Origin of the sequence: Dorea sp. 210702-DFI.3.125, assembly GCF_020560945.1 — a bacterium.
Taxonomy (GTDB): domain Bacteria; phylum Bacillota; class Clostridia; order Lachnospirales; family Lachnospiraceae; genus Dorea; species Dorea formicigenerans.
Genome location: NZ_JAJCNF010000010.1, coordinates 15,535 through 35,256 on the forward strand (window position 1 = coordinate 15,535; position 19,722 = coordinate 35,256).

Sequence of the window (19,722 nt, forward strand, 5' to 3'; positions counted from 1 at the left end):
TACTGATTCGGTATTACTGAACCGGAAAGACGGATGCATTTCGATTTTGCCCTCTAGTATCCAAGGAGGGTGATGCCCATGAATACAATGGAAGTATTGACTTTACTATTGGTAATTTTTGCGGCTTTGACTTATATAGATCGACATAATAAGAAATAGCATCCACGACCCTAGGAAAGTTTTGGATGCTATGACTTATACATAGAATATAAAATTTAACTGAGGGCATCAGATTTTGCATCTGAATACCTTTCTTGAGTTCATTATACACTGGGGGATTTGAGAAATCAAGTCCCCCTTTTTATTATGACATTGATTAGTATCTGCATTAAACATCAGAAATTTATATTCTTACTCACTGAAACGAATTCTCTCTATCAATGAATCTTTCCTTACTGACTTTGCAATGAATATTGCCAATAACATCTGTATCACAAACAATGTTAAAATTATAATAATAGCTGCTGTTACCGGATAATGGTATGTGCTGATATCAAACATTCCTGTACGCTTTGCATATAAAAACAACGGATATCCTGCAAGACTTCCCACTCCGATACTGATAATAAGAGTGCCTACTGTATAGAATATACCTTCCAACTGGAGCATCTTCATCAACTGACGGTCCGACATTCCGATTGCCTGCATCATGCCAAGCTCCTTTTTTCGCACATGGACACTATTGATCATTGTGTTAATCAAGTTCATAATGCTGATTGCTGCCAGAATGATGATAAATGCATAACATGCACCTCTAGTCATCTGTATGGCATTTTCCCATGTATCGTACTCATTCTTCCAGGTACGCATCTGCAGTCTGCCTGATCCATCCACAATAGCCTGTAGAGATGCTTCCAGTGCCTCATCATAATCCTTATCTGCAATCACCTGAAAATAGCTGGAAGAATTATTTATGGTAAGTTTCTCTGCCCCTTCTTTTGCCATGATAAGACAGTTATAGTTTGTCAGACCTGTTCCATATTCACCAATTGCTGCCACTTCAATCTCTTTTTGAAAGGTATTATCTCCATCATGAATATTGAGTTTCAGCTTATCTCCCACTTTAATATCTGGATACCAGTGAAGTAGCGCGCGGTCCAGAATCACTTTATCCCCGGATTTCAATTCCTCGTATGTGACATTGCCTTCAGTGATTCCTTTTTTCAGCTCTTCTGCGTATTCTTCCGGCACTCCATTGATAAATTCGGTTCCAATTTTTTCTTCAAAAGGTCCTCCTGATACCTTCAACGCGGTAAACACATCTACCCGCTCAACACCGTCAAGCTCCTCTATCTGCTGCTTTAGTCCTTCATTTAATGGATTATTCTTTTGAACCTCCGCCCATTCATATTCAGGATGCTCTTTATTCCCGGATTCCACAATTGGAGAAATCTCATATTGCCCCACAATCGAACTCTTTGCACTTTCCATCGGATTTGCACAAGACAGCACCGTTGCTACCATCATGACAAATATTCCGGTAACGACCATAGATACAATCGTGATAGTACTCTTCTTTTTATTCTCTGCAAGATTTCTCTTGGTCAGTCGTCCGATATTCAGAAATTGATATCCCTTCCTGCTGCTTTTCTGTCGCTTACTGCCTCCCTGGTAACGCATAGCTTCTATTTCTGATACCTTCGCCGCCATACGCATAGGCTTCATCAGTGACAGATACACTGTACACAGAGTCACTGCAATTGCCAACAGATAAATCCACCAATAATAAAGTTGGACTTCTCCTTTAGCTACAACCTTGTATGCCTCTGTTATAAGTACGTTTGAATCCTTTGCATGTTCTACAAACTGGAGAAGTACAACTTTCACAGCAACTGTTCCGATCAAAAGTCCTATCGGAATGGCAAACAACGCCACTCCCATTCCCTCTCTTAGTACGATTTGTCTAAGCTGCCGTTTCGTAGCCCCGATTGCCTTTAACTTTCCAAATTCCCGAACCCTCTGGTTCATAGATACATAATAAACACTATAAATTGTGATAATGCCCGCCAATACAACAATAAGCATGATTCCTACAATCACCGGAATTGTAGCCGGATCCACATAATTTGCTGCAAGATACTCTTTATTAATATTCATGTCATCCTCGGAAATCCCGAACTGTCTGGCAATATTCTGTATCGTCTCTGTATAATCTGCAGTCGTATTTCCTTTCTGTCCATTCACCTGAAGTAAAAACCGATATTTCACCTGTTCTACCGGTATCTCCGCTTTCAGAAAGGCCTCTGAAACCAATGATGTATATTGTTTTTGTTCTTTGCTGCTCTCATTATCTGCTAAAAAACCACAGATTCGAAAGTCTTTCTCCTTCGTATAATCCAGTCCGTCATCTTTCAGAATCTGATAAGGTACTGTGATAGTGTCACCGATTTTCCCATTCTGTCCTAATGCTTCCAGTATTCCTTTTGAAACCACAATATCATTTTCTTTCTGCGGAAGTTGCCCCTCTTTCAGCTTCACTTTATAAAGTTCCATCCCTGTTCTGTCCATATACATCATGGAAACCGTCGCATCTTCCAGATTCATGTACCCCGCATCGCTGCGGAGTCCGTAAGTTTTCACATCATGATGTGCCGCCAGTTTCATAACTGTACTCTCGTCCACGTTCCGATAAAGGGCATGCCATGTTGGATAAATCTTATTGATTACCGCAAAGTTCACTTCCACCATATCTTTTCCGATTGATGGGATTACGAACAGCAGTAATGTTGTCAGGATAATGGCAATTCCAATCAGTATGTTTTTGCTCTTATAATGCCGCATATTGCAATATGCAACTCTGGTCGTCATCTTCATTATCTTCTCACCGCCTTGCCATCTTCAATGATAATCATTTCATCCGCCATCTGGGCAATCGTTTCATCATGGGTAATCATGATAAGCGTCTGCCCGAAATCCGACACGCAGCTTTTCAATAGGCTCATAACCTCTAGCTCAGTCTGGGAATCAAGGTTTCCCGTCGGCTCATCCGCCAAAATTATCGCCGGTCTTGTCACCAATGCCCTGGCTATCGCAGTTCTCTGTTTCTGTCCACCAGACAAAGCAGACGGCATCGCATCTTTCTTATCCTGCAGTCCGATTTTTTTGAGAATATCTTCCACTTCCCGCGGCTTTACCTTGCGATTATCAAGTCCCAGCGGAAGAACGATATTCTCCCACACATTCAGCGATGGAATCAGATTAAAATCCTGAAAGATAAATCCTATCTTCTTTCTTCGAAACTGTGCCAGTTTATCATCTTTTCGAGAATAGATATCGGTTCCATCAATCCATACTTTGCCGGAATCCGGTCTGTCAAGCCCTCCAATCAGATGCAGAAGTGTAGATTTTCCGGAGCCGGAACGTCCTACGATAGCTGTAAACTTGCCTCTCTCTATCTGTAAACTTGTATGATCCACGGCTCTCACCTGATTCTCGCCTTCTCCATAATACTTTACTAGATCTTCTACTTTTAAAATACTACTCATATCTTCAAGTCCCCTTTCCATTTCATACCCCTACTATAACATTCCTGCATTACAAAACCCTTACAACAACCATAACAGTTTTGTAAGGGTTCCGACTATTCTCCTATTATGAGCGGCAGTGTCACTTTAAATATCATACCTTTCTCAGCCTTTCTTTTGGCTGCTATTGTCCCCCCCTGTTCTTCTATGATCTTTCTGGCAAGATACAGACCGACACCCGCTCCGTCTTTTACCTGTTCCTTTGCTTTCCTTCCCCGGTAAAATCTCTGATAGATCTTATGCAGTTCCTCCGCAGGAATGCCCATTCCTTCATCTTCTACTTCAATAAGCACATTGCTTGCTAGCTCCTGCGTCCTCACTGTAATCGTTGTATGTTCCGGTGAATATTTGACTGCATTCTCAAGGATATTCGTTAATGCTTCTACCGTCCATTTTGAATCATGGTTCACAACTATATCATCATCCATCTCCACCTGAATGGAAATATCTTTTCCTCTTGCCTTCATATAAATCTGACTGACAGCCTCTGTTAGCGTTTTCTTCAGGCTTTCATGAAGCGAATGTATCTGGATCATATGTGTTTCCAGCCTTGAAAGATTTACCAGTTCATTCAAGAGCTGTTCCAGTTTGGTAAGTTCCTGTGATTCCTGCTCCAGAAACTCCCTCTGTTCTTCTCCTGTAACCCGATTTTCTGCCACCAGCTCATGACTCATCCGGAGTGATGCAAGCGGAGTCTTCAACTGATGGGAAATATCTGTAATCAGACTCTTCGTACCATTTTCTTCCTGCTCCAGACGTTCCTTCAAATCTTCGAAATATTGCCCCAGCTCCTTTACAGATTCCCACACCTTTAACCATTGTTCCGATTCTGATGTTTCTTCAGGATATGTTTGGAATTTTCCTTTTCTGAATTCCTGCAGACATTCATATAATTGCTGTAATTGTTCCTCATCACCGTATCTGCTCCAGTTTTTTCTTCGGTCCAGGTACAAGAACAGGCTACATACTATGACTCCCACTAGTAATCCAATTCCCCAGATAATCCTTATAACCACATCTGAAGATCCACTCCCTGAGTGATAACCATAAGTTTCTTCCAGCATCTGTACGACTCTTTCTATCTTCTGATCGTCCCGGTCTCTTATAAAATCTACTGTTCCTGACTTTTCCCAGATTGCAACTATTTCCCCTTCCAGTTCAGGATGTTCTGCAAGGAGCAGTGCTATCTGCGTTGCTTTCGCATTTTCCTCATACTTTGTTATCAGATACATTCCTACTGTAAAAAATACTGCAAAGATTACATATACGATAAAATACCGTTTTAATTTTTGTTTACCTTTCCGGTCCATATATATCCCAGTCCTCTCACATTCGCTATCTCTTCTGTTCCAAGTTTATTCTTCAGTCTGCTTATATTGACAGTAACCGTATTATCATCGACAAATTGACCGTCTATATCCCCTACATGCTCCAGGATACTTTCTTTTGAAACAATCTGTCCTGCATTCTCCCAGAGATACAGCAACAGAGAGAATTCTTTCTTACTTAAAGTAACTGGTTCATCCCCTTTATACACCTGCATCGTTTTCATATGCACCGTAATCTCTCCGGAAGACATAATCTGTGCCTGTACCTTAGAAAGCCGTCTCATCAATGCGTTCACCTTCGACACCAAAGCCATCAGTGAAAATGGTTTGGTAATATAATCATCTGCCCCTGTATCATAACCATTTACAATATCTATTTCCTGATCCAAAGCCGTAAGATAGATAAGATATGTATCTCCACCTGCACGTACCATCCTTCCAAAATCCAGTCCTGTACCATCCGGCAATGTAATATCGCTGATAACAAGAGCATAATCTCCTTTTTGAAATGCTTCTTTTGCTTCCTTTATTGTATAAACCTGACGAACCTCATACCCTTCCCGTGAAAGTAACAGGGCAATTCCCCGATTTAGATTCAAGTCATCCTCCAGTAATAATATTTTCTGCATCAAATACTCCACCTCTATTTGTAATAACCTGTTCTTTTATCATATCAGTCCTATCTTTTGTCTACAATAAAAATAAAATTAACATACATACTTTTCCTTCATATGTTCAAGGATTTCACCGGATACTGCTTCAGAAATCGATCAATCCATTTCTGATTGCTTCTCTGTAACATCCGAAGTCTGGATAAAAGCTGTAGACAACTGCAGCTCTATGTTACTAAAGTCCTATCCATCAATACAGGAGTTATAGAATGCCGTGAAGATACCGTCAAATTCCATTTCAATAATATGTAGGCTGTCCATTGTGTGCTCCAGATAAGTCAGTGTTCCTCTATCCAAATCTATACTCGGCTTTCCTAGTGAGTTTGCTATTACATCTGGATTTGTAATTCCAAACATCTCCTTTATATCCGGCATAAGATAATCCACGATATCCGGCAGCCTTTTCTCATACGCCTGTGCCAGTTCAACTGCATGCTTCTCATAATCGGAATGTATACTGTCACAGACAAATTCAATCCCGTTTATTTCCATCTTATAGTAATCATTATTCTCATCATAGACAAACGCTGTACCCTTACTTTTTTTATTTTTTTCCAAAATCCCCATGATATATCTACACTTTCCCGGTTCTTCCGCCATACACAGTCTAAAAAACTGTAACTTAATGCTTACGTTTGTAAAAAATAACTCCTGCCAAAATCAATAAAATAATTCCAACTACAATCATAAAAATAAAATTATCACCATTTAACTTCCCTGCTATGAAAATAGAAGTCGGGCCATCCGCACCACCAATAACAGAAACGGCTGTGTTTTCTTTCTGCTTCAGTACAATGCCAATGACTGCCAATACAATTCCTAAAATTCCGGCTATGATTCCCAATCGCTTTTTCATTGCTACCACCTCAAATCATTTTTATCTGCTCAATCAAATGTAAATTGTTATGCAAGTATTTCTATGCAAATGAAGCATAGATAACCCATATTTCTGCAAACATTACCAATAAAAGTACACCATCTATCATCCAATTAAACTGAATGTCCGTTAAGAAAGTTTTTGAATGTGTCAGGCAATATTTTACTTTTTCTCGTCCAGTCAAAAAAGTGATAAGCACTTGTAATATAGGAAATAAAAATATTTGTATTTTTCTTCCATAATCATCCGCAATCCCATTTGCAAAATGTACTGGAATAATACTCGGTAAGAAAAATATACTTACAAGAGCAAGCAAAAATCCTATTATACAAATTATCCATGTGAATTTTCTAGTATTGATAAATTTCATAACAATCCTTCTTTCTGCTAAATTCAAGTTTTTCCAATACATAACACGTACTTACATTATACTCCTCACCAATGCAAACCTCAATTTATTCTCCATCCTTTTTCCCGTTATTAAGCTTCGGGCAGTAAAATGCCTTTACTTCCACCCCATCTTCCTCCGACTCAATTTCCACATAATAATCCCGGATAAAGTATCCCGCATTATGCTCCTGAATGGCGTACAGCTCCAATGTCTGAAAATCCACCAGTACCAGATCACGGGGCTTGGGTTTTTGCGTTTCCTCACAGAATACCTCCATGCTTTCCACCAGCTTATCCAGGCATTCCTGACACAGATGGTTCTGTACTTTTTTCACATCGAAGATACTATCTTCCCCGTAATCCACCGATACTTCGGAAATCCCGTAATCCGACATCTGCTCCGTATGGAAAAAGCAGCCGCCTTCTCCTGTCCCGGTATAACCCATATGCCCGTTTCCCTGCGGGCCGGTAAGATTCCCGTCCTCATCATGATTCCGGATATGCATATCCATCACATACCAGTGATTGGTACAGATCACTCCCAGATCGTCAAACTTCCGGAAATAATCCATCATACTCCGTTCATCGCTTCCACACAGCCAGCACTGTTTTGGATCTTTCAGCTTGCTTTCTACTGATTCAGGCACCTTTCTTTCTACCGGGTGATATTCCTGCTCCTGTGTTTTTTCAAGATAACCTGTCAGATCCAGCCGGCTGATTCCCAGTCCGATCAGAATTCCTGACGCACATGCCAATAATCCCACATATCCCTTTTTCATATTATAGTCATCCTTTAAGAATTAGTTTTATAATGCTTTTAGGATTACTATATCAAATCTTGCAATCACTTTCATCATAAATCGCATATTTTTATGTGTTTTATTGCATATACAGCTTTCAAAAAAACTGCCTGCGGCAATTTCGCAGACAGCTTCTATTTCATCATCTCTTCAATTATCACATCCAGCATCCGAAGCACGCTTTCCTGCTTCTTCGGTGTGAGCCTTTCCAGCTTTCCTTCCACTACAGAAGTATGTTCCATTCTGGTAAGAGGAATCACTTCCTTCAGCACTTCATTCGGTTCCGCACCTAATACATTCAACAGCTTTACAAATGTTTCCATCGTAGGTGTTTTCACTTCCCGCTCAATCGCACCCAGATGGTTGGTACTGATATCCACCAGTTCAGCCAGTCTCTCCTGCGTAATTCCTGCCTCTTCCCTGTACCTGCGGATTGCCTTTCCCATTCCTTTCACACGCACACCTCCTCCTTCCAGTATTCACTAACGCTTAAAGCATTAGTCATGTAAATCCAGTATAATTGGTTGCAAATCACGCTTACAGTATCCATAAGGATTGCATTTATAACGCTTTTAGCGTTGGTCACATTTTTGGCACTCCATCGTCTGTAACTGGCACAGTCCTGCGATTGTAGCGGTAATTTACCCATGTTAAAATTGATATTGTCAAAATTATATGCAGAACGAAACGCAGCACTGCCGTATGGGAAGCCTCTCCTGCGGCAAATAAGCTGCGTTTTTTCTGTAAGATAGGAGGATCTTTACAATTTCATACTTTGATTTAGGACGCAGCCTGCATTGACCGGGCTGCGTCCTTTCTTGAGGCAGGAAAACCATAAGCAAAGGCAGGGGAGGTAATTCTCCTGCCGCTCTTATAAAAAGGAGGTACTTTTACGTGAAACACAAACTGAAAAACGCTCCGCCGGACACAAAACGGCATGTCAATTATGGCAGATGCCTGTATGCTGCATTTCTGGCTGTCACAGTCCTCTGCGGATACACACAGCCGGTTTTTGCCGCTACCATCTGGACCAAAGCCAATGAGATCATGAAGGATGTCTATAACCAGATTATCCTCATTTCCACCATTGCTGCAGTCGTAACGGCATCGGTTGCCCTTCTGATGATGAATTTTTCCAAAAGCGGAAAAACCGTGGACGAATCACGTGCATGGCTCAAGCGTATCGTCATTACCTGGGCGATCTTAAACGGGCTTGGCTTTATCATGGCTTACATCACCCCGTTCTTTGCAGGCGGAAAATGGAACGGATAGACGAAAGGAGATGCCACTATGGGAATACTTGACGGAATCGTGGAATGGATTGCCGAACAGGTCATGAACATTCTGGATCTGATCACCACTTCAGTCCTCGGTGCTCTGGGCTGTTCCATGGATACGTTTCTTCGCTACTTTCCTGCTGCCGAGACCATGTATCAGGTCTTTCTGGCACTGGGCATCGGGCTGATCCTCTTAAACTGGGTATGGCAGCTCTTTAAAAATTACTTTATGGGAGCCGGTATCGAAGCGGAAGATCCCATTAAGCTGTCCATCCGTTCCTTCCTCTTTATCTTTCTCACCTTCTATGCGAAAGATATTGTGGATCTGCTCCTGAAGATTTCAGGAACACCGTACAACTGGATTCTGACGGAAGACCTGCCGCCTTTAAAATTTGCGGATTTTAACTCCGTAGTCACAGTCATCCTGGGAGTCTGTGCAAATGGGGCGGTAGCCATCATTGCACTGATTCTGGTACTGATTCTGGCGTGGAACTACATCAAACTGCTCTTTGAAGCGGCAGAACGCTATATTCTTCTGGGGGTACTGGTCTACACAGCCCCGGCAGCTTTTTCCATGGGTGCCAGCCAGTCAACCGGAAATATCTTCAAAAGCTGGTGCCGGATGCTTGGCGGCCAGTTCTTTTTGCTTCTGATGAATGCGTGGTGCCTGCGGCTGTTTACTTCTATGGTCGGCACCTTCCTTGCCAATCCGTTATCCCTATAAGAAAGGAGGACCAAAATGAAACTTAGAAAGAAACTCATACCATTCCTGGTACTAACTGCCTGTCTGGTACTGTTTTGCTCCATGCCGGTCTTTGCAGCGGAGCTTACGGAAGCAGACGTGGAAGCGGCAGTTGCCAGTCAGGGAAAGGAAGCGGTAACCGGAAATGTCTTCGTCTGGTTCCTGTGTGCCATTGCCTTTTTAAAGGTATCCCAGAAAATTGATTCTTTTCTGGCATCGCTTGGCATCAATGTCGGCAATACCGGAGGAAACATGATGGCTGAACTTCTGATTGCAGGACGGAGCCTGACCGGTTCCATGCGTTCCCATGGTGGTGGCGGCTACCACAAAGCCTCTTCTCCCGGAAGTGCGGCTGTCGCAGGAAGCTTCCTATCCGGCGGGCTTGCCGGGGCAGTGGGAAGACAGGTACAAAGAGAAGCGGTCAATTCCGCAACCGGTTATACCGAACACAGCAGTATCGGAAACATGCTCTACCAGTCATCCCTGAACAAAGGCGGAGACTTTGCCAATCAGGTCATCAGCAACATTGCACAGGGAAATTACGGTCAGGTAGGTTCCATCAAGGGAGCAGACGCACAGAAAGCCTTTACTTCCTATATGGGCATCAATCCGGGCGGCGGTTCTTCCTATGATAATGTAGAAATCGGTGGCGGAAGGATCACCGGTACCGAAACCGGAAGCTCCGGAAACCGGGATTTTGCCCTGTACCATGCCGACCAGTATGCAGCTCCTACTCAGGGCTCCTACTCTACGGTACAGTCCGTGGATGGTTCCACCTGGTACAAGCAGTATGCACAGGATACGGTCGAAAAAACACCATATACTTCCGGCAGCGGCAAAGTAGCCTACAATGAATCCATTGTCCAGAAACTGCCGCCAGCCCCACAGCGAAAGGAGCGTATGTAACATGCCAAAAACAGCCTTGATGGGCAGTCCTCTTGCTGTCATCGGTACAGTATTCCGGCACAGGCGCACCCTTGCGAAAACTGGAGCAGCCGTCGGCGGTGTACTGATGCTTCCCATTCTGTTCCTTGTCATGCTTCCGGGACTCGTCTTCGGAGACCTCTCTGAAAATACCGGAGCACTGACCAGCAACACGGTAATCAGTGAAAATATCCGGGCTTCCAATCAGGCAATCGTGGAGGTGCTTCAGGAAAGCCATGATGCACTGCTTGCTAAGATCAATGCGGAAATTGCCAGACTCCCGGAAGGAGATACTGCCTCTATCAGCGATCCTTACGCTTCCAGTATCATCGTAAATGCGAACCAGCTCATCGCACAGTTTTGTGCCAGCCAGGATGACTATAAAAATATAAATATCAGCAAACTCAAAAGCCTGATCCGGGAAAACGAGGACGGGCTTTTTTCTTATGACGTTACTTCAGAAACGGCCACGGTGGAAGTTCCGGCGGAAGAGGAAAATGCACCACCCAGAAAGGTTACTTTTACCCGCCATACCTACACGGTCAGCTATGCCGGAGATGCCTACTTTGCAGATCACGTCTTTCATCTGACCGATAAGCAGAAAAAAACGGCAGACAGTTATGTGGAAAACCTGACCATGTTCTTTGGCGGCTCCGCTTCCGGTCTTGCCATGGCGGTAGGTGTCAGCGATGAGGTGCTGGCTTACCGGGCTACCATCCAGCAGGTCGCACAGAAATACGGCATGGAAGCTTATGTGGAACTCCTCATGGCAGTCATGATGCAGGAAAGCGGCGGGCGTGGAAGCGATCCCATGCAGGCGGCAGAAGGCGGCTTTAATAAGAAATACCCCCATGTCCCCAACGGCATCACCGATCCTGCTTATTCCATCGAATGTGGGATTCAGGAATTAAAGTATGCACTGGATAAAGCAGGATGTACCGGACCTACCGACCTGGACCGCATCAAGCTGGCGCTTCAGGGTTACAATTACGGCTCCGGCTATATCGACTGGGCAATGGAACGTGACGGCGGTTATACCAAAGAAAACGCCATTGCTTATTCGGATATGATGTGTGCCCGTCCGAACTGGCATTATGACCGGTATGGGGACAAGGAATATGTGGAGCATGTTCTCCGGTATTATCAGATTACCAATACCGGCGGAAGCTATCCGGCAAACGGAATGCAGATTCCGCACTATCTCCAGACCGATTACGGGAACATTCCTTATGGCGGCGGCTCCATCGCATCTTCCGGCTGCGGGCCTACCAGCTTTGCCATGATCGCCAGCTACCTGACCGGGAATACCATTACCCCTCCGGATGCGGTGGCATGGTGCGGGAATTCCTATTACAAGCCGGGAGTTGGAACCTACTGGAGCTACTTTCAGGCTGCAGCCAGTCATTTCGGCTGTGGCAGCGTCACACAGACCAGCAATGCCAATACGGTACTTCAGGCACTCTCCGAAGGCTGTCCGGTCATCTCCTCTCAGCGGGCAGGACTTTTCACCAGCGGCGGACACTTCATCGTACTCCGAGGTGTTACGGCAAACGGCAAGGTACTGGTCAATGATCCCAATGACAGTGACGCAAAGAACTATATTAACCGTGAATTTGATATGATGTCGGAAATCCATGCTACGGCAAATGCCTACTGGATCTTCGACAAAAAATAAAGGAGCCATTATGAACAGAACAAAAGTGATTCTTTCCATTTTTCTGATGCTGTTTCTGCTGCTTGCCGGACTGGTTCTCCCCAGTTTCTGGAAAAGCCAGAAAAAAGAAGCTTCCGGAAACAAAGGCAGGGAACCGGCAAAGGAAACAACAGAAACAAATTCTGATACCCCCATGCCGGAATATCTGGATTTTGATGCTTTAAAAGCATTTTTCTCCGACAGCCAGATTGCTTCTCTCAAAGGGCAGTTTCCTGTCTACCTAAAAGAGTATGTCAAAAAAGAACAGACAAGCATCACCTTCCTGCCGGAAAAAACCAGCTACCCTACCGAAACAACCGTCTGCCTGATGTTTTCACTTTCCGATCAGGATACGCTTCCGGTTACCTATCACACCCCGACGGGTGTGTTTTTATTTGGAGAAGACGGGGTACAGGTCTCTGCAGATACGACTGTTTACGAAAAGCAAACCGATGATTCCCTGCCGTCCCTGACTTCGCAGGACATTGAACACCTGCAGGAAGGCGGGTATCCGGATACTTCTGACAGCCCGGAAGCTCCGGACACAGAATCCGGCAGTGCCTCTGTGCCTTCCGAAGATGCGAAAGATACGAAAAAGGAGGTGCAGCCATGACACAGCCAGAAGAAACACCGGTTTCCTTTATCCCTTCCAACTTCATTGAGAAAGGCAAGATCCTAAACGGAACTTTTGACATCCGCAATGCCATAGAAAGCATTGTTCTTTCCCTGGCAATCGGTATCCCTGTTTTCCACCTGCCGCTGTCCCTGACTGCCCGCATCATCATTCTCTGCATGACCGCACTTCCAGCGGCAATGGTAGCCCTGATTGGAATCGGCGGGGAGAGCATCACTGCCTTTTTGATGAATGCCCTGCGTTTTGTAGTGAACCGCAGGGTAATCTGGAGGTCCGACAGTCTTCCGGAAGGAAAGCCACGCAGGAAACCACGTTTCAAAGAGCCAAAGACAAAGAAACACCGGAAAGCAGAAAAAATGGCAGAGCCTTCCAAAGTAATGGCATCGGCTCCCCCACAGTCTGAACCGGACGCACCAGCTCCGCCAAAAAGTAAAAAAAAAGAACACCGGCAGTTTGATACCTCCACCAAGCGGGGCATCAAAAAACAGGCAAAGGAAGATATCCGTTATCTGAAGTGGGAGCAGAAAGAAGCCAGCCGACAGAAAAAAGAGGCGGCGAAACAGATAAAAATACAGAAAAAAACGGAAGCCCGGAGACGAAAGGAGGAAGAAAAACGGGCAGTTTCCGAAAAGCGGGCTGCAAAAAAAGAGCAGAAAAAAAAGGTGGTTTCCAAGGAGGACACCTCATCTGCCACGTCAAAACCCGTTTCCCGGAAAAAGCGAAAGAAAGACCAGACCTTGGAGGATTATCTTCCGGTGGAAAAAATCGCAAACGGAATCGTCTATACCACAGACGGACGGTACGTGAAGATCCTGGAGATTGAACCAATCAACTTTCTGCTTCGAAGTGCCAGGGAACAGCAGGGCATTATCTACAGCTTTATCAGTTACTTAAAGATCAGCCCTGTCAAACTCCAGATCAAGATGATCTCCAAAAAAGCAGACATCAATAAGCATCTGGAGCAGTCCCAGCTGGAGCTGGAGCGGGAAACCGATCCCCACTGTCAGGAACTGCAGCGTGACTACATCCAGTTTGTCCAGAACTTAAGTTCCAGAGAAGCAGTATCCAGACGGTTCTTTCTGATCTTTGAATATGAACCATTCAACGCAAACCGAAAGGAAGAGGAACGGGAAATCCTTGCTGCTCTTGAGACAGCCTCCCAGACCGCCAAAACCTTTCTATACCAGTGCGGGAATGAAGTGGTCTCCCATGACAATGAGGATGAATTTACTACGGATGTTCTCTACACCCTTTTAAACCGTACCCTTTGTACGGAGGTTCCGCTTTCGAACCGGATCAGCACTGTACTGTCCGCCTATACAAAGGAAAATCGCATGGAGGAACTGGATCACATCCGGATCAACGAGTTTCTCGCACCGGAAAGTGTGGATTTCAAGCACTCCCATTATGTGCAGATCAATGGGCTTTACCATTCCTACCTGCTTGTGCCGTCTGACGGCTACAAAAACCGGGTAACTCCCGGATGGCTGTCACTCCTTGTCAATGCCGGGGAAGGGATTGATATTGATTTCTTTCTCCAGAAACAGCCAAAGGACAAGATTCAGCAGCGTCTCGGTCAGCAGATCCGTATCAACCGTTCCAAATTAAAGGATGCGTCCGATACCAACACTGATTATGACGATCTGGATTCTGCCATCCGCTCCGGATATTTTCTGAAGCAGGGACTTGCCAACAACGAAGATTTCTATTACATGAATCTTCTCATCACCATTACTGCTTCCACGTTGGAAGAACTGCAGTGGCGGATTCAGGAAATGAAAAAGCTCCTGATCTCGCAGGATATGAACTTACACTCCTGCTACTTTTTACAGGAGCAGGGATTTTTATCCTCTCTGCCGCTGGCAAATCTGGACAAGAAGCTTTTTAAGCTGTCCAAGCGGAACGTACTGACTTCCGGGGCGGCAAGCTGCTATCCCTTCGTCAGCTACAGTATCTGCGATGATAACGGAATCCTCTTTGGGGTAAACAAGCATAACAATTCCCTGGTCATTGCGGATATCTTTGATTCCAGGCAGTACAAGAACAGCAACATCTGTATCTTAGGCTGTTCGGGAGCAGGAAAGACCTTCACCATGCAGACCATGGCACTAAGGATGCGAAGAAAAGGCATCCAGGTGTTCATCATCGCTCCGCTAAAGGGACACGAATTTTACCGGGCTGCAAGGAATGTCGGCGGAGAATTTATCCAGATCTCTCCTGCCAGTAAGAACTGTATCAACATCATGGAAATCCGGAAGGTAGACAATTCTGTAAATGAACTGCTGGACGGACCGACACTGGATGCCTCCGCACTGGCAGGCAAGATCCAAAGGCTTCACATCTTCTTCAGTCTGCTGATCCCGGATATGTCCCATGAGGAGAAGCAGCTTCTGGATGAAGCCCTAATCAAAACCTATGCCAGAAAAGGGATTACACATAAAAATGAATCCCTGACAGATCCGCAGCATCCGGAGCAGTACAAAAAGATGCCCATTCTGGAGGATGTCTACAATGTCCTGCTGGAAAGCGAGGATACCAAACGTCTGGCTCATATCCTGAACCGCCTGGTTCACGGTTCTGCTTCTTCCTTTAACCAGCAGACCAATGTGGACCTGACCAATAAATATACGGTACTGGATATCTCCGAACTGACCGGTTCCAGCGATCTTTTAACGGTCGGCATGTTCGTTGCCCTGGATTATGTCTGGGATAAAGCGAAGGAAAACCGTACCGAAGAGAAAGCCATCTTTGTCGATGAGGTCTGGCAGCTCATCGGTGCATCCAGCAACCGGCTTGCAGCGGAATTCGTACTGGAGATTGCCAAGATCATCCGTGCTTACTCCGGAGCCGGCATCTTTGCCACACAGGATTTAAACGACTTCTTTGCTCTGGATGACGGGAAGTACGGCAAGGGTATCATCAATAACTGCAAGACCAAGATTATCCTGAACATGGAGGATGAAGAGGCACAGCGGGTGAAGACTATCCTGCATCTATCGGAAACAGAAGTAATGAACATCACCCATTTCCAGCGGGGCAACGGTCTGATCTCAACCAACAACAATAACATCACTGTGGAATTTAAGGCTTCCAATCTGGAAAAGGAGCTGATTACCACAGATCGGCAGGAGCTTCTGGAAATCCTTGCGAAACAGAAGAAACAGGCTGTGTAACTTTTGGCAGCACTGACGCTGCCCTTTTCATTTGAACTTCAAGAAGGAGGAGACTTATGTTACAGACATACAAATCCTATACCAGACGGACGCTGGCTATGCTGCTGGCAGTCCTTGTCGCAGTCGGCGCATTGTTTTCCGGCAGTTTTCCGGTTCATGCAGCCGACGGCACCATCAGCTATAAGGCAGGTGCCAATATCCCTTACGGCAGCTATTTTACCTCCCGCATGAGCTTTGACGGGAGCAATACTGCCTACTGCGTGGAACCACTGAAGAAAACACCTTCCTCTGGTTCCTATTCCTATGACCTTTTAAGCCAGAACTCCCCGCTCAGAAAAGCGCTCTACTACTTAAACGGCGGTTACGGCTACGATAAAGTCGTCAAGGATAAATATTTCAGTGGCTGGAGTGATGATAACAGCTATGTCATCGGACATCTGGTTGTCGCTTACATCTATGCCGGTAATTCCGCTGACACCGGAGCTTTCCATGGCGCCCCGCAGTCCTATATTGATAAAGCACTGGAAGTAGCCAGTGCCATTCAGGGACTTCCGAACCCGCCGGAAGGCTTCCGGGCATTCATCGTTCCGGGACAGGGCAGCCAGACCATTGCCGGAAGCTGGTATCAGGTTCCAAACGGCTGGATCGAACTGAAAAAATCTTCTGCCAACGGAAGCGTATCGGACGGGAATCCGAATTACAGCTTAAAGGGTGCTGTGTATGGGATCTATCAGGGTGAGAAGCTCATCCAGAAACTGACCACTGATGAAAACGGGTATGCCAGATCCGGCGAACTGGAGGAAGGCGATTATACCATAAAAGAGCTCTCTGCTTCCAAAGGCTACATTGTAGACACCAAAGCTCACAAAGTCACCGTAAAAGCAGAACAGACTTCTGCTGCAAACGTAACAGATATTCCGCAGAATAATCCCATGAATCTGGTGCTTGAAAAGCTGGATGCCGAAACAAAGAAAGCCTCCCCACAGGGAGCAGCTTCCCTTGCAAACGCAGAATTTACAGTCAAGTTCTATACCGAGCAGTCTGACAGTGATCCTGCGGAAGCTGGAAAGAAACCGGCACGTACCTGGGTATTAAAAACAGATGTTTCCGGAAAGATGCATTTTACCAAAGATTCCTTTGTAAGCGGCGATGCCTTTTACTATACCAGTGATGGCAAGACCGTCTGTCTTCCGCTCGGTACCATAACGGTACAGGAAAGCAAAGCCCCTGCCGGATACCAGCTCAATCCAACTGTCTTCGTACAGAAAATTACAGGTGACGGTAAGCAGGAAATGGTTTCGGTATACCAGTCTTCTACCATAGAAGAATCTGTCATCCGTGGCGGAGTGAAGATCCAGAAACGTGACAGCGAGACCGGAGAAGCAAAACCGCAGGGTTCTGCCACTTTGGAAGGTACTGTCTTTGCGATCACTACGTTAAATGAAAATCCGGTATTAGTAGACGGAACATCCTACACGAAAGATCAGGTTGTCCTTACACTTACTGCCGATAAATCCGGTTCTGCTGCAACTGCAAAAGATGCTCTCCCATTCGGACATTACCGTGTGGATGAAACAACTGCACCTTCCGGTTATCTGAACAGCGGAAAGATCTCTGTAGAATTTGACATCACAGAACAGGGAAAAATCGTGGAACTGACTGCAAAAGACAATTCCATCTCCAATCAGGTCATCCGCGGGGATCTGGAATTTGTCAAGATTGCTGACGGCAGCCAGAACCGTCTGGCAAATGTGCCATTTAAGATCACTTCCAAAACAACAGGCGAAAGCCATGTGATTGTGACAGATGCCAACGGTTATGCCAGCACTTCCTCCAAATGGAACAAACATACCGCAAATACCAACCGGGGTGAGTCTTCGGAAGACGGCATCTGGTTCGGCACCTCCAAACCGGATGATTCCAAAGGCGCTCTCATTTACGATACTTACACTCTGGCGGAACAGCGTTGTGATTCCAACAAAGGCATGGATCTTTTAACCTTTGAAGTCAAGGTTTATAAGGATTCTGTTCTGATACAGGTTGGAACTCTGACCGATGATGCCATTGAGATCGGCACGACTGCTCTGGATGCCGAGACCGGTACACACATGAGCCAGCCGGCAAAAGAAGTGACCATTGAAGACGTTGTGGAATACGAAGGACTGAAAAAGGGCCAGAAATACAAACTGACTGGAACCTTAATGGATAAAAAAACCGGGGAACCAATCCTTGTGGATGAAAAACCGGTGATTTCTGAAACTGAATTTACTGCAAAGAAATCCTCCGGCTCCGTCAAAGTAACCTTTACCTTTGATGCAACTTCCTTAAAGGGAAAAACAACCGTTGTCTTCGAGGAATTATATCAGGATGAGATGCAGCTTGCAGTCCATACCGACATCAACGATGAAGACCAGACCATCTATTTCCCGGAAATCAAGACTACTGCGAAAGATGCGGACACGAACTCCAATATTTCCTGTGCAAAGGAAGAAATCACGCTGGTGGATACGGTTTCCTTTAAGGGGCTGGTTCCTAACCAGAAATATGAAGTGACTGGAACTCTGATAGATAAAGAAACAAAGAAACCAGTCGAAGCAGACGGAAAACCGGTGACAGCAAAAGCATCCTTCAAGCCAAAAGAATCCGCTGGTACGGTAGATGTTACCTTTACCTTTGATGCCAGCTCCTTAAAAGGGAAAACAGTAGTTGTCTTTGAATCCCTGGCTTACAAAGACAAGGAAGTTGCCGTACACACAGACATTGCGGATGAAGGACAGACTATTTACTTCCCGGAAATCAAAACCACTGCAACAGATGCTGCTTCCGGCACACACTATGCAAAACCGGAAAAAGAACTGACGCTTACAGACCTTGTGGAATACAAAAACCTGATCCCAGGCAAAGAGTACAAGCTGACAGGAACACTCATGGATGCGGAAACCGAAAAACCTTTCGATGTGGATGGCAAAGCTGTGACTGCAGAAACAAGTTTCACTCCGGAAGAAGCTAACGGCAGCGTAGAGCTTTCCTTTACCTTTGATGCCTCTGCACTTTCCGGAAAAACGCTCGTGGCATTTGAAACAATGACTTTTGAAGATCACGAAGTAGCGGTACATGCGGACATCAAAGATGCCAACCAGACCATCTACTTCCCGGAAATCAAAACCACAGCCAAAGACGGCAGTGACGGGGATCAGGATGTCTCTGCTTCCAAGGAAGCGACTATCGTAGATACGGTCACTTATCATGGTCTGATGCCTGGATCTGAGTACAAAGTCATCGGAACCCTGATGAATAAGGAAACCGGAGAGGCTTTGTTAAAAGACGGAAAACCAGTTACCGCTCAGGCAGAATTTAAAGCAGAAAAAGCTGGCGGCTCTGTGGAAGTTACCTTTACCTTCGACGCTTCTGCTCTTGCCGGACAGGATGTGGTTGTCTTTGAAAAGCTCTACTATACAGACGGAAAAACCGAGCATGAGATTGCTTCCCATGAGGATCTGAAGGATGAAGGTCAGACCGTACACATGACGGAGCTTTCGAAAGAACCGGAGACGCCTCCGGTAGCTCCGCCTGTAAAGACCGGCGATGAGACGCCGCTTCTCCTGTATGCCGGAATCGCCATAGCTGCACTTGCAGGTGCAAGTGTCCTGGGCATCGTTTACTTCAAACGCAAAAAGAAACATCAGTAA

At 45.3% G+C, this 19,722-nt stretch carries 16 protein-coding genes; 7 read left to right on the plus strand and 9 right to left on the minus strand.

The genetic code is table 11. The features are described 5' to 3' along the window. Positions 1-351: 351 nt before the first annotated feature. From LI164_RS06460 to LI164_RS06500, 9 genes are all read right to left on the minus strand, one after another. A complete protein-coding gene (locus LI164_RS06460; protein WP_227086905.1) occupies positions 352-2,814 on the minus strand; it encodes an ABC transporter permease in 2,463 nt (820 codons plus the stop codon). Beyond that, positions 2,814-3,485, minus strand: a complete 672-nt coding sequence (locus LI164_RS06465; RefSeq protein ID WP_172676439.1) for an ABC transporter ATP-binding protein — start codon at positions 3,483-3,485, stop codon at positions 2,814-2,816. Before LI164_RS06465 ends, LI164_RS06460 begins: the two co-directional genes overlap by 1 nt. Before the next feature lie 95 nt (positions 3,486-3,580). Further along, on the minus strand, positions 3,581-4,834 hold the full coding sequence (locus LI164_RS06470; protein ID WP_005333534.1) for a sensor histidine kinase KdpD: 1,254 nt from the start codon (positions 4,832-4,834) through the stop codon (positions 3,581-3,583). Next, positions 4,807-5,481, minus strand: coding sequence for a response regulator transcription factor (locus tag LI164_RS06475; RefSeq protein ID WP_227086906.1), 675 nt, complete (start codon positions 5,479-5,481; stop codon positions 4,807-4,809). Before LI164_RS06475 ends, LI164_RS06470 begins: the two co-directional genes overlap by 28 nt. 225 nt (positions 5,482-5,706) lie before the next feature. Beyond that, complete coding sequence (locus tag LI164_RS06480) at positions 5,707-6,090, minus strand: hypothetical protein (RefSeq protein WP_226850873.1); 384 nt, start codon at positions 6,088-6,090, stop codon at positions 5,707-5,709. 55 nt (positions 6,091-6,145) lie between these two features. Beyond that, complete coding sequence (locus tag LI164_RS06485) at positions 6,146-6,379, minus strand: LPXTG cell wall anchor domain-containing protein (RefSeq protein ID WP_005333531.1); 234 nt, start codon at positions 6,377-6,379, stop codon at positions 6,146-6,148. A 61-nt stretch (positions 6,380-6,440) separates the two neighbouring features. Beyond that, positions 6,441-6,770 carry a DUF1648 domain-containing protein gene (locus LI164_RS06490; RefSeq protein ID WP_022415592.1) on the minus strand — a complete coding sequence of 110 codons (330 nt, stop codon included), beginning with the start codon at positions 6,768-6,770 and terminating at the stop codon, positions 6,441-6,443. A gap of 85 nt (positions 6,771-6,855) precedes the next feature. Then, complete coding sequence (locus LI164_RS06495) at positions 6,856-7,569, minus strand: hypothetical protein (RefSeq protein WP_005333529.1); 714 nt, start codon at positions 7,567-7,569, stop codon at positions 6,856-6,858. A gap of 155 nt (positions 7,570-7,724) precedes the next feature. Further along, positions 7,725-8,036: a helix-turn-helix domain-containing protein gene (locus LI164_RS06500; RefSeq protein ID WP_179960461.1), complete on the minus strand. Its 312-nt coding sequence runs from the start codon at positions 8,034-8,036 to the stop codon at positions 7,725-7,727. 460 nt (positions 8,037-8,496) lie between these two features. Here LI164_RS06500 and LI164_RS06505 point away from each other — a divergent pair, with 460 nt between their 5' ends. The 7 genes from LI164_RS06505 to LI164_RS06535 are packed head-to-tail and all read left to right on the plus strand — an operon-like array spanning position 8,497 to position 19,722. Then, positions 8,497-8,862, plus strand: coding sequence for a hypothetical protein (locus tag LI164_RS06505; RefSeq protein ID WP_040015535.1), 366 nt, complete (start codon positions 8,497-8,499; stop codon positions 8,860-8,862). A gap of 18 nt (positions 8,863-8,880) precedes the next feature. Further along, positions 8,881-9,591, plus strand: a complete 711-nt coding sequence (locus LI164_RS06510) for a hypothetical protein (protein ID WP_005333522.1) — start codon at positions 8,881-8,883, stop codon at positions 9,589-9,591. Positions 9,592-9,606: 15 nt separating this feature from the next. Continuing rightward, positions 9,607-10,515 (plus strand): hypothetical protein, encoded by a 909-nt coding sequence (locus LI164_RS06515; RefSeq protein WP_005333520.1) that lies wholly within the window; start codon positions 9,607-9,609, stop codon positions 10,513-10,515. 1 nt (position 10,516) lies between these two features. After that, positions 10,517-12,208, plus strand: a complete 1,692-nt coding sequence (locus tag LI164_RS06520) for a lysozyme family protein (RefSeq protein WP_005333517.1) — start codon at positions 10,517-10,519, stop codon at positions 12,206-12,208. Positions 12,209-12,218: 10 nt separating this feature from the next. After that, positions 12,219-12,839, plus strand: a complete 621-nt coding sequence (locus tag LI164_RS06525; protein ID WP_023921583.1) for a DUF5038 domain-containing protein — start codon at positions 12,219-12,221, stop codon at positions 12,837-12,839. Beyond that, on the plus strand, positions 12,836-16,033 hold the full coding sequence (locus LI164_RS06530; RefSeq protein ID WP_023921581.1) for an ATP-binding protein: 3,198 nt from the start codon (positions 12,836-12,838) through the stop codon (positions 16,031-16,033). Before LI164_RS06525 ends, LI164_RS06530 begins: the two co-directional genes overlap by 4 nt. 56 nt (positions 16,034-16,089) lie before the next feature. Next, positions 16,090-19,722, plus strand: coding sequence for a VaFE repeat-containing surface-anchored protein (locus LI164_RS06535; RefSeq protein ID WP_226861981.1), 3,633 nt, complete (start codon positions 16,090-16,092; stop codon positions 19,720-19,722).

Excerpts from the sequence above, each read along its gene's own strand:
- LI164_RS06500 (WP_179960461.1), bottom strand. The coding sequence starts at position 8,036 with ATGGGAAAGGCAATCCGCAGGTACAGGGAAGAGGCAGGAATTACGCAG.
- LI164_RS06515 (WP_005333520.1), top strand. The coding sequence starts at position 9,607 with ATGAAACTTAGAAAGAAACTCATACCATTCCTGGTACTAACTGCCTGT.
- LI164_RS06530 (WP_023921581.1), top strand. The coding sequence starts at position 12,836 with ATGACACAGCCAGAAGAAACACCGGTTTCCTTTATCCCTTCCAACTTC.
- LI164_RS06475 (WP_227086906.1), bottom strand. The coding sequence starts at position 5,481 with ATGCAGAAAATATTATTACTGGAGGATGACTTGAATCTAAATCGGGGA.
- LI164_RS06470 (WP_005333534.1), bottom strand. The coding sequence starts at position 4,834 with ATGGACCGGAAAGGTAAACAAAAATTAAAACGGTATTTTATCGTATAT.
- LI164_RS06460 (WP_227086905.1), bottom strand. The coding sequence starts at position 2,814 with ATGAAGATGACGACCAGAGTTGCATATTGCAATATGCGGCATTATAAG.
- LI164_RS06525 (WP_023921583.1), top strand. The coding sequence starts at position 12,219 with ATGAACAGAACAAAAGTGATTCTTTCCATTTTTCTGATGCTGTTTCTG.
- LI164_RS06535 (WP_226861981.1), top strand. The coding sequence starts at position 16,090 with ATGTTACAGACATACAAATCCTATACCAGACGGACGCTGGCTATGCTG.
- LI164_RS06495 (WP_005333529.1), bottom strand. The coding sequence starts at position 7,569 with ATGAAAAAGGGATATGTGGGATTATTGGCATGTGCGTCAGGAATTCTG.
- LI164_RS06490 (WP_022415592.1), bottom strand. The coding sequence starts at position 6,770 with ATGAAATTTATCAATACTAGAAAATTCACATGGATAATTTGTATAATA.
- LI164_RS06480 (WP_226850873.1), bottom strand. The coding sequence starts at position 6,090 with ATGGGGATTTTGGAAAAAAATAAAAAAAGTAAGGGTACAGCGTTTGTC.
- LI164_RS06465 (WP_172676439.1), bottom strand. The coding sequence starts at position 3,485 with ATGAGTAGTATTTTAAAAGTAGAAGATCTAGTAAAGTATTATGGAGAA.
- LI164_RS06485 (WP_005333531.1), bottom strand. The coding sequence starts at position 6,379 with ATGAAAAAGCGATTGGGAATCATAGCCGGAATTTTAGGAATTGTATTG.
- LI164_RS06520 (WP_005333517.1), top strand. The coding sequence starts at position 10,517 with ATGCCAAAAACAGCCTTGATGGGCAGTCCTCTTGCTGTCATCGGTACA.
- LI164_RS06510 (WP_005333522.1), top strand. The coding sequence starts at position 8,881 with ATGGGAATACTTGACGGAATCGTGGAATGGATTGCCGAACAGGTCATG.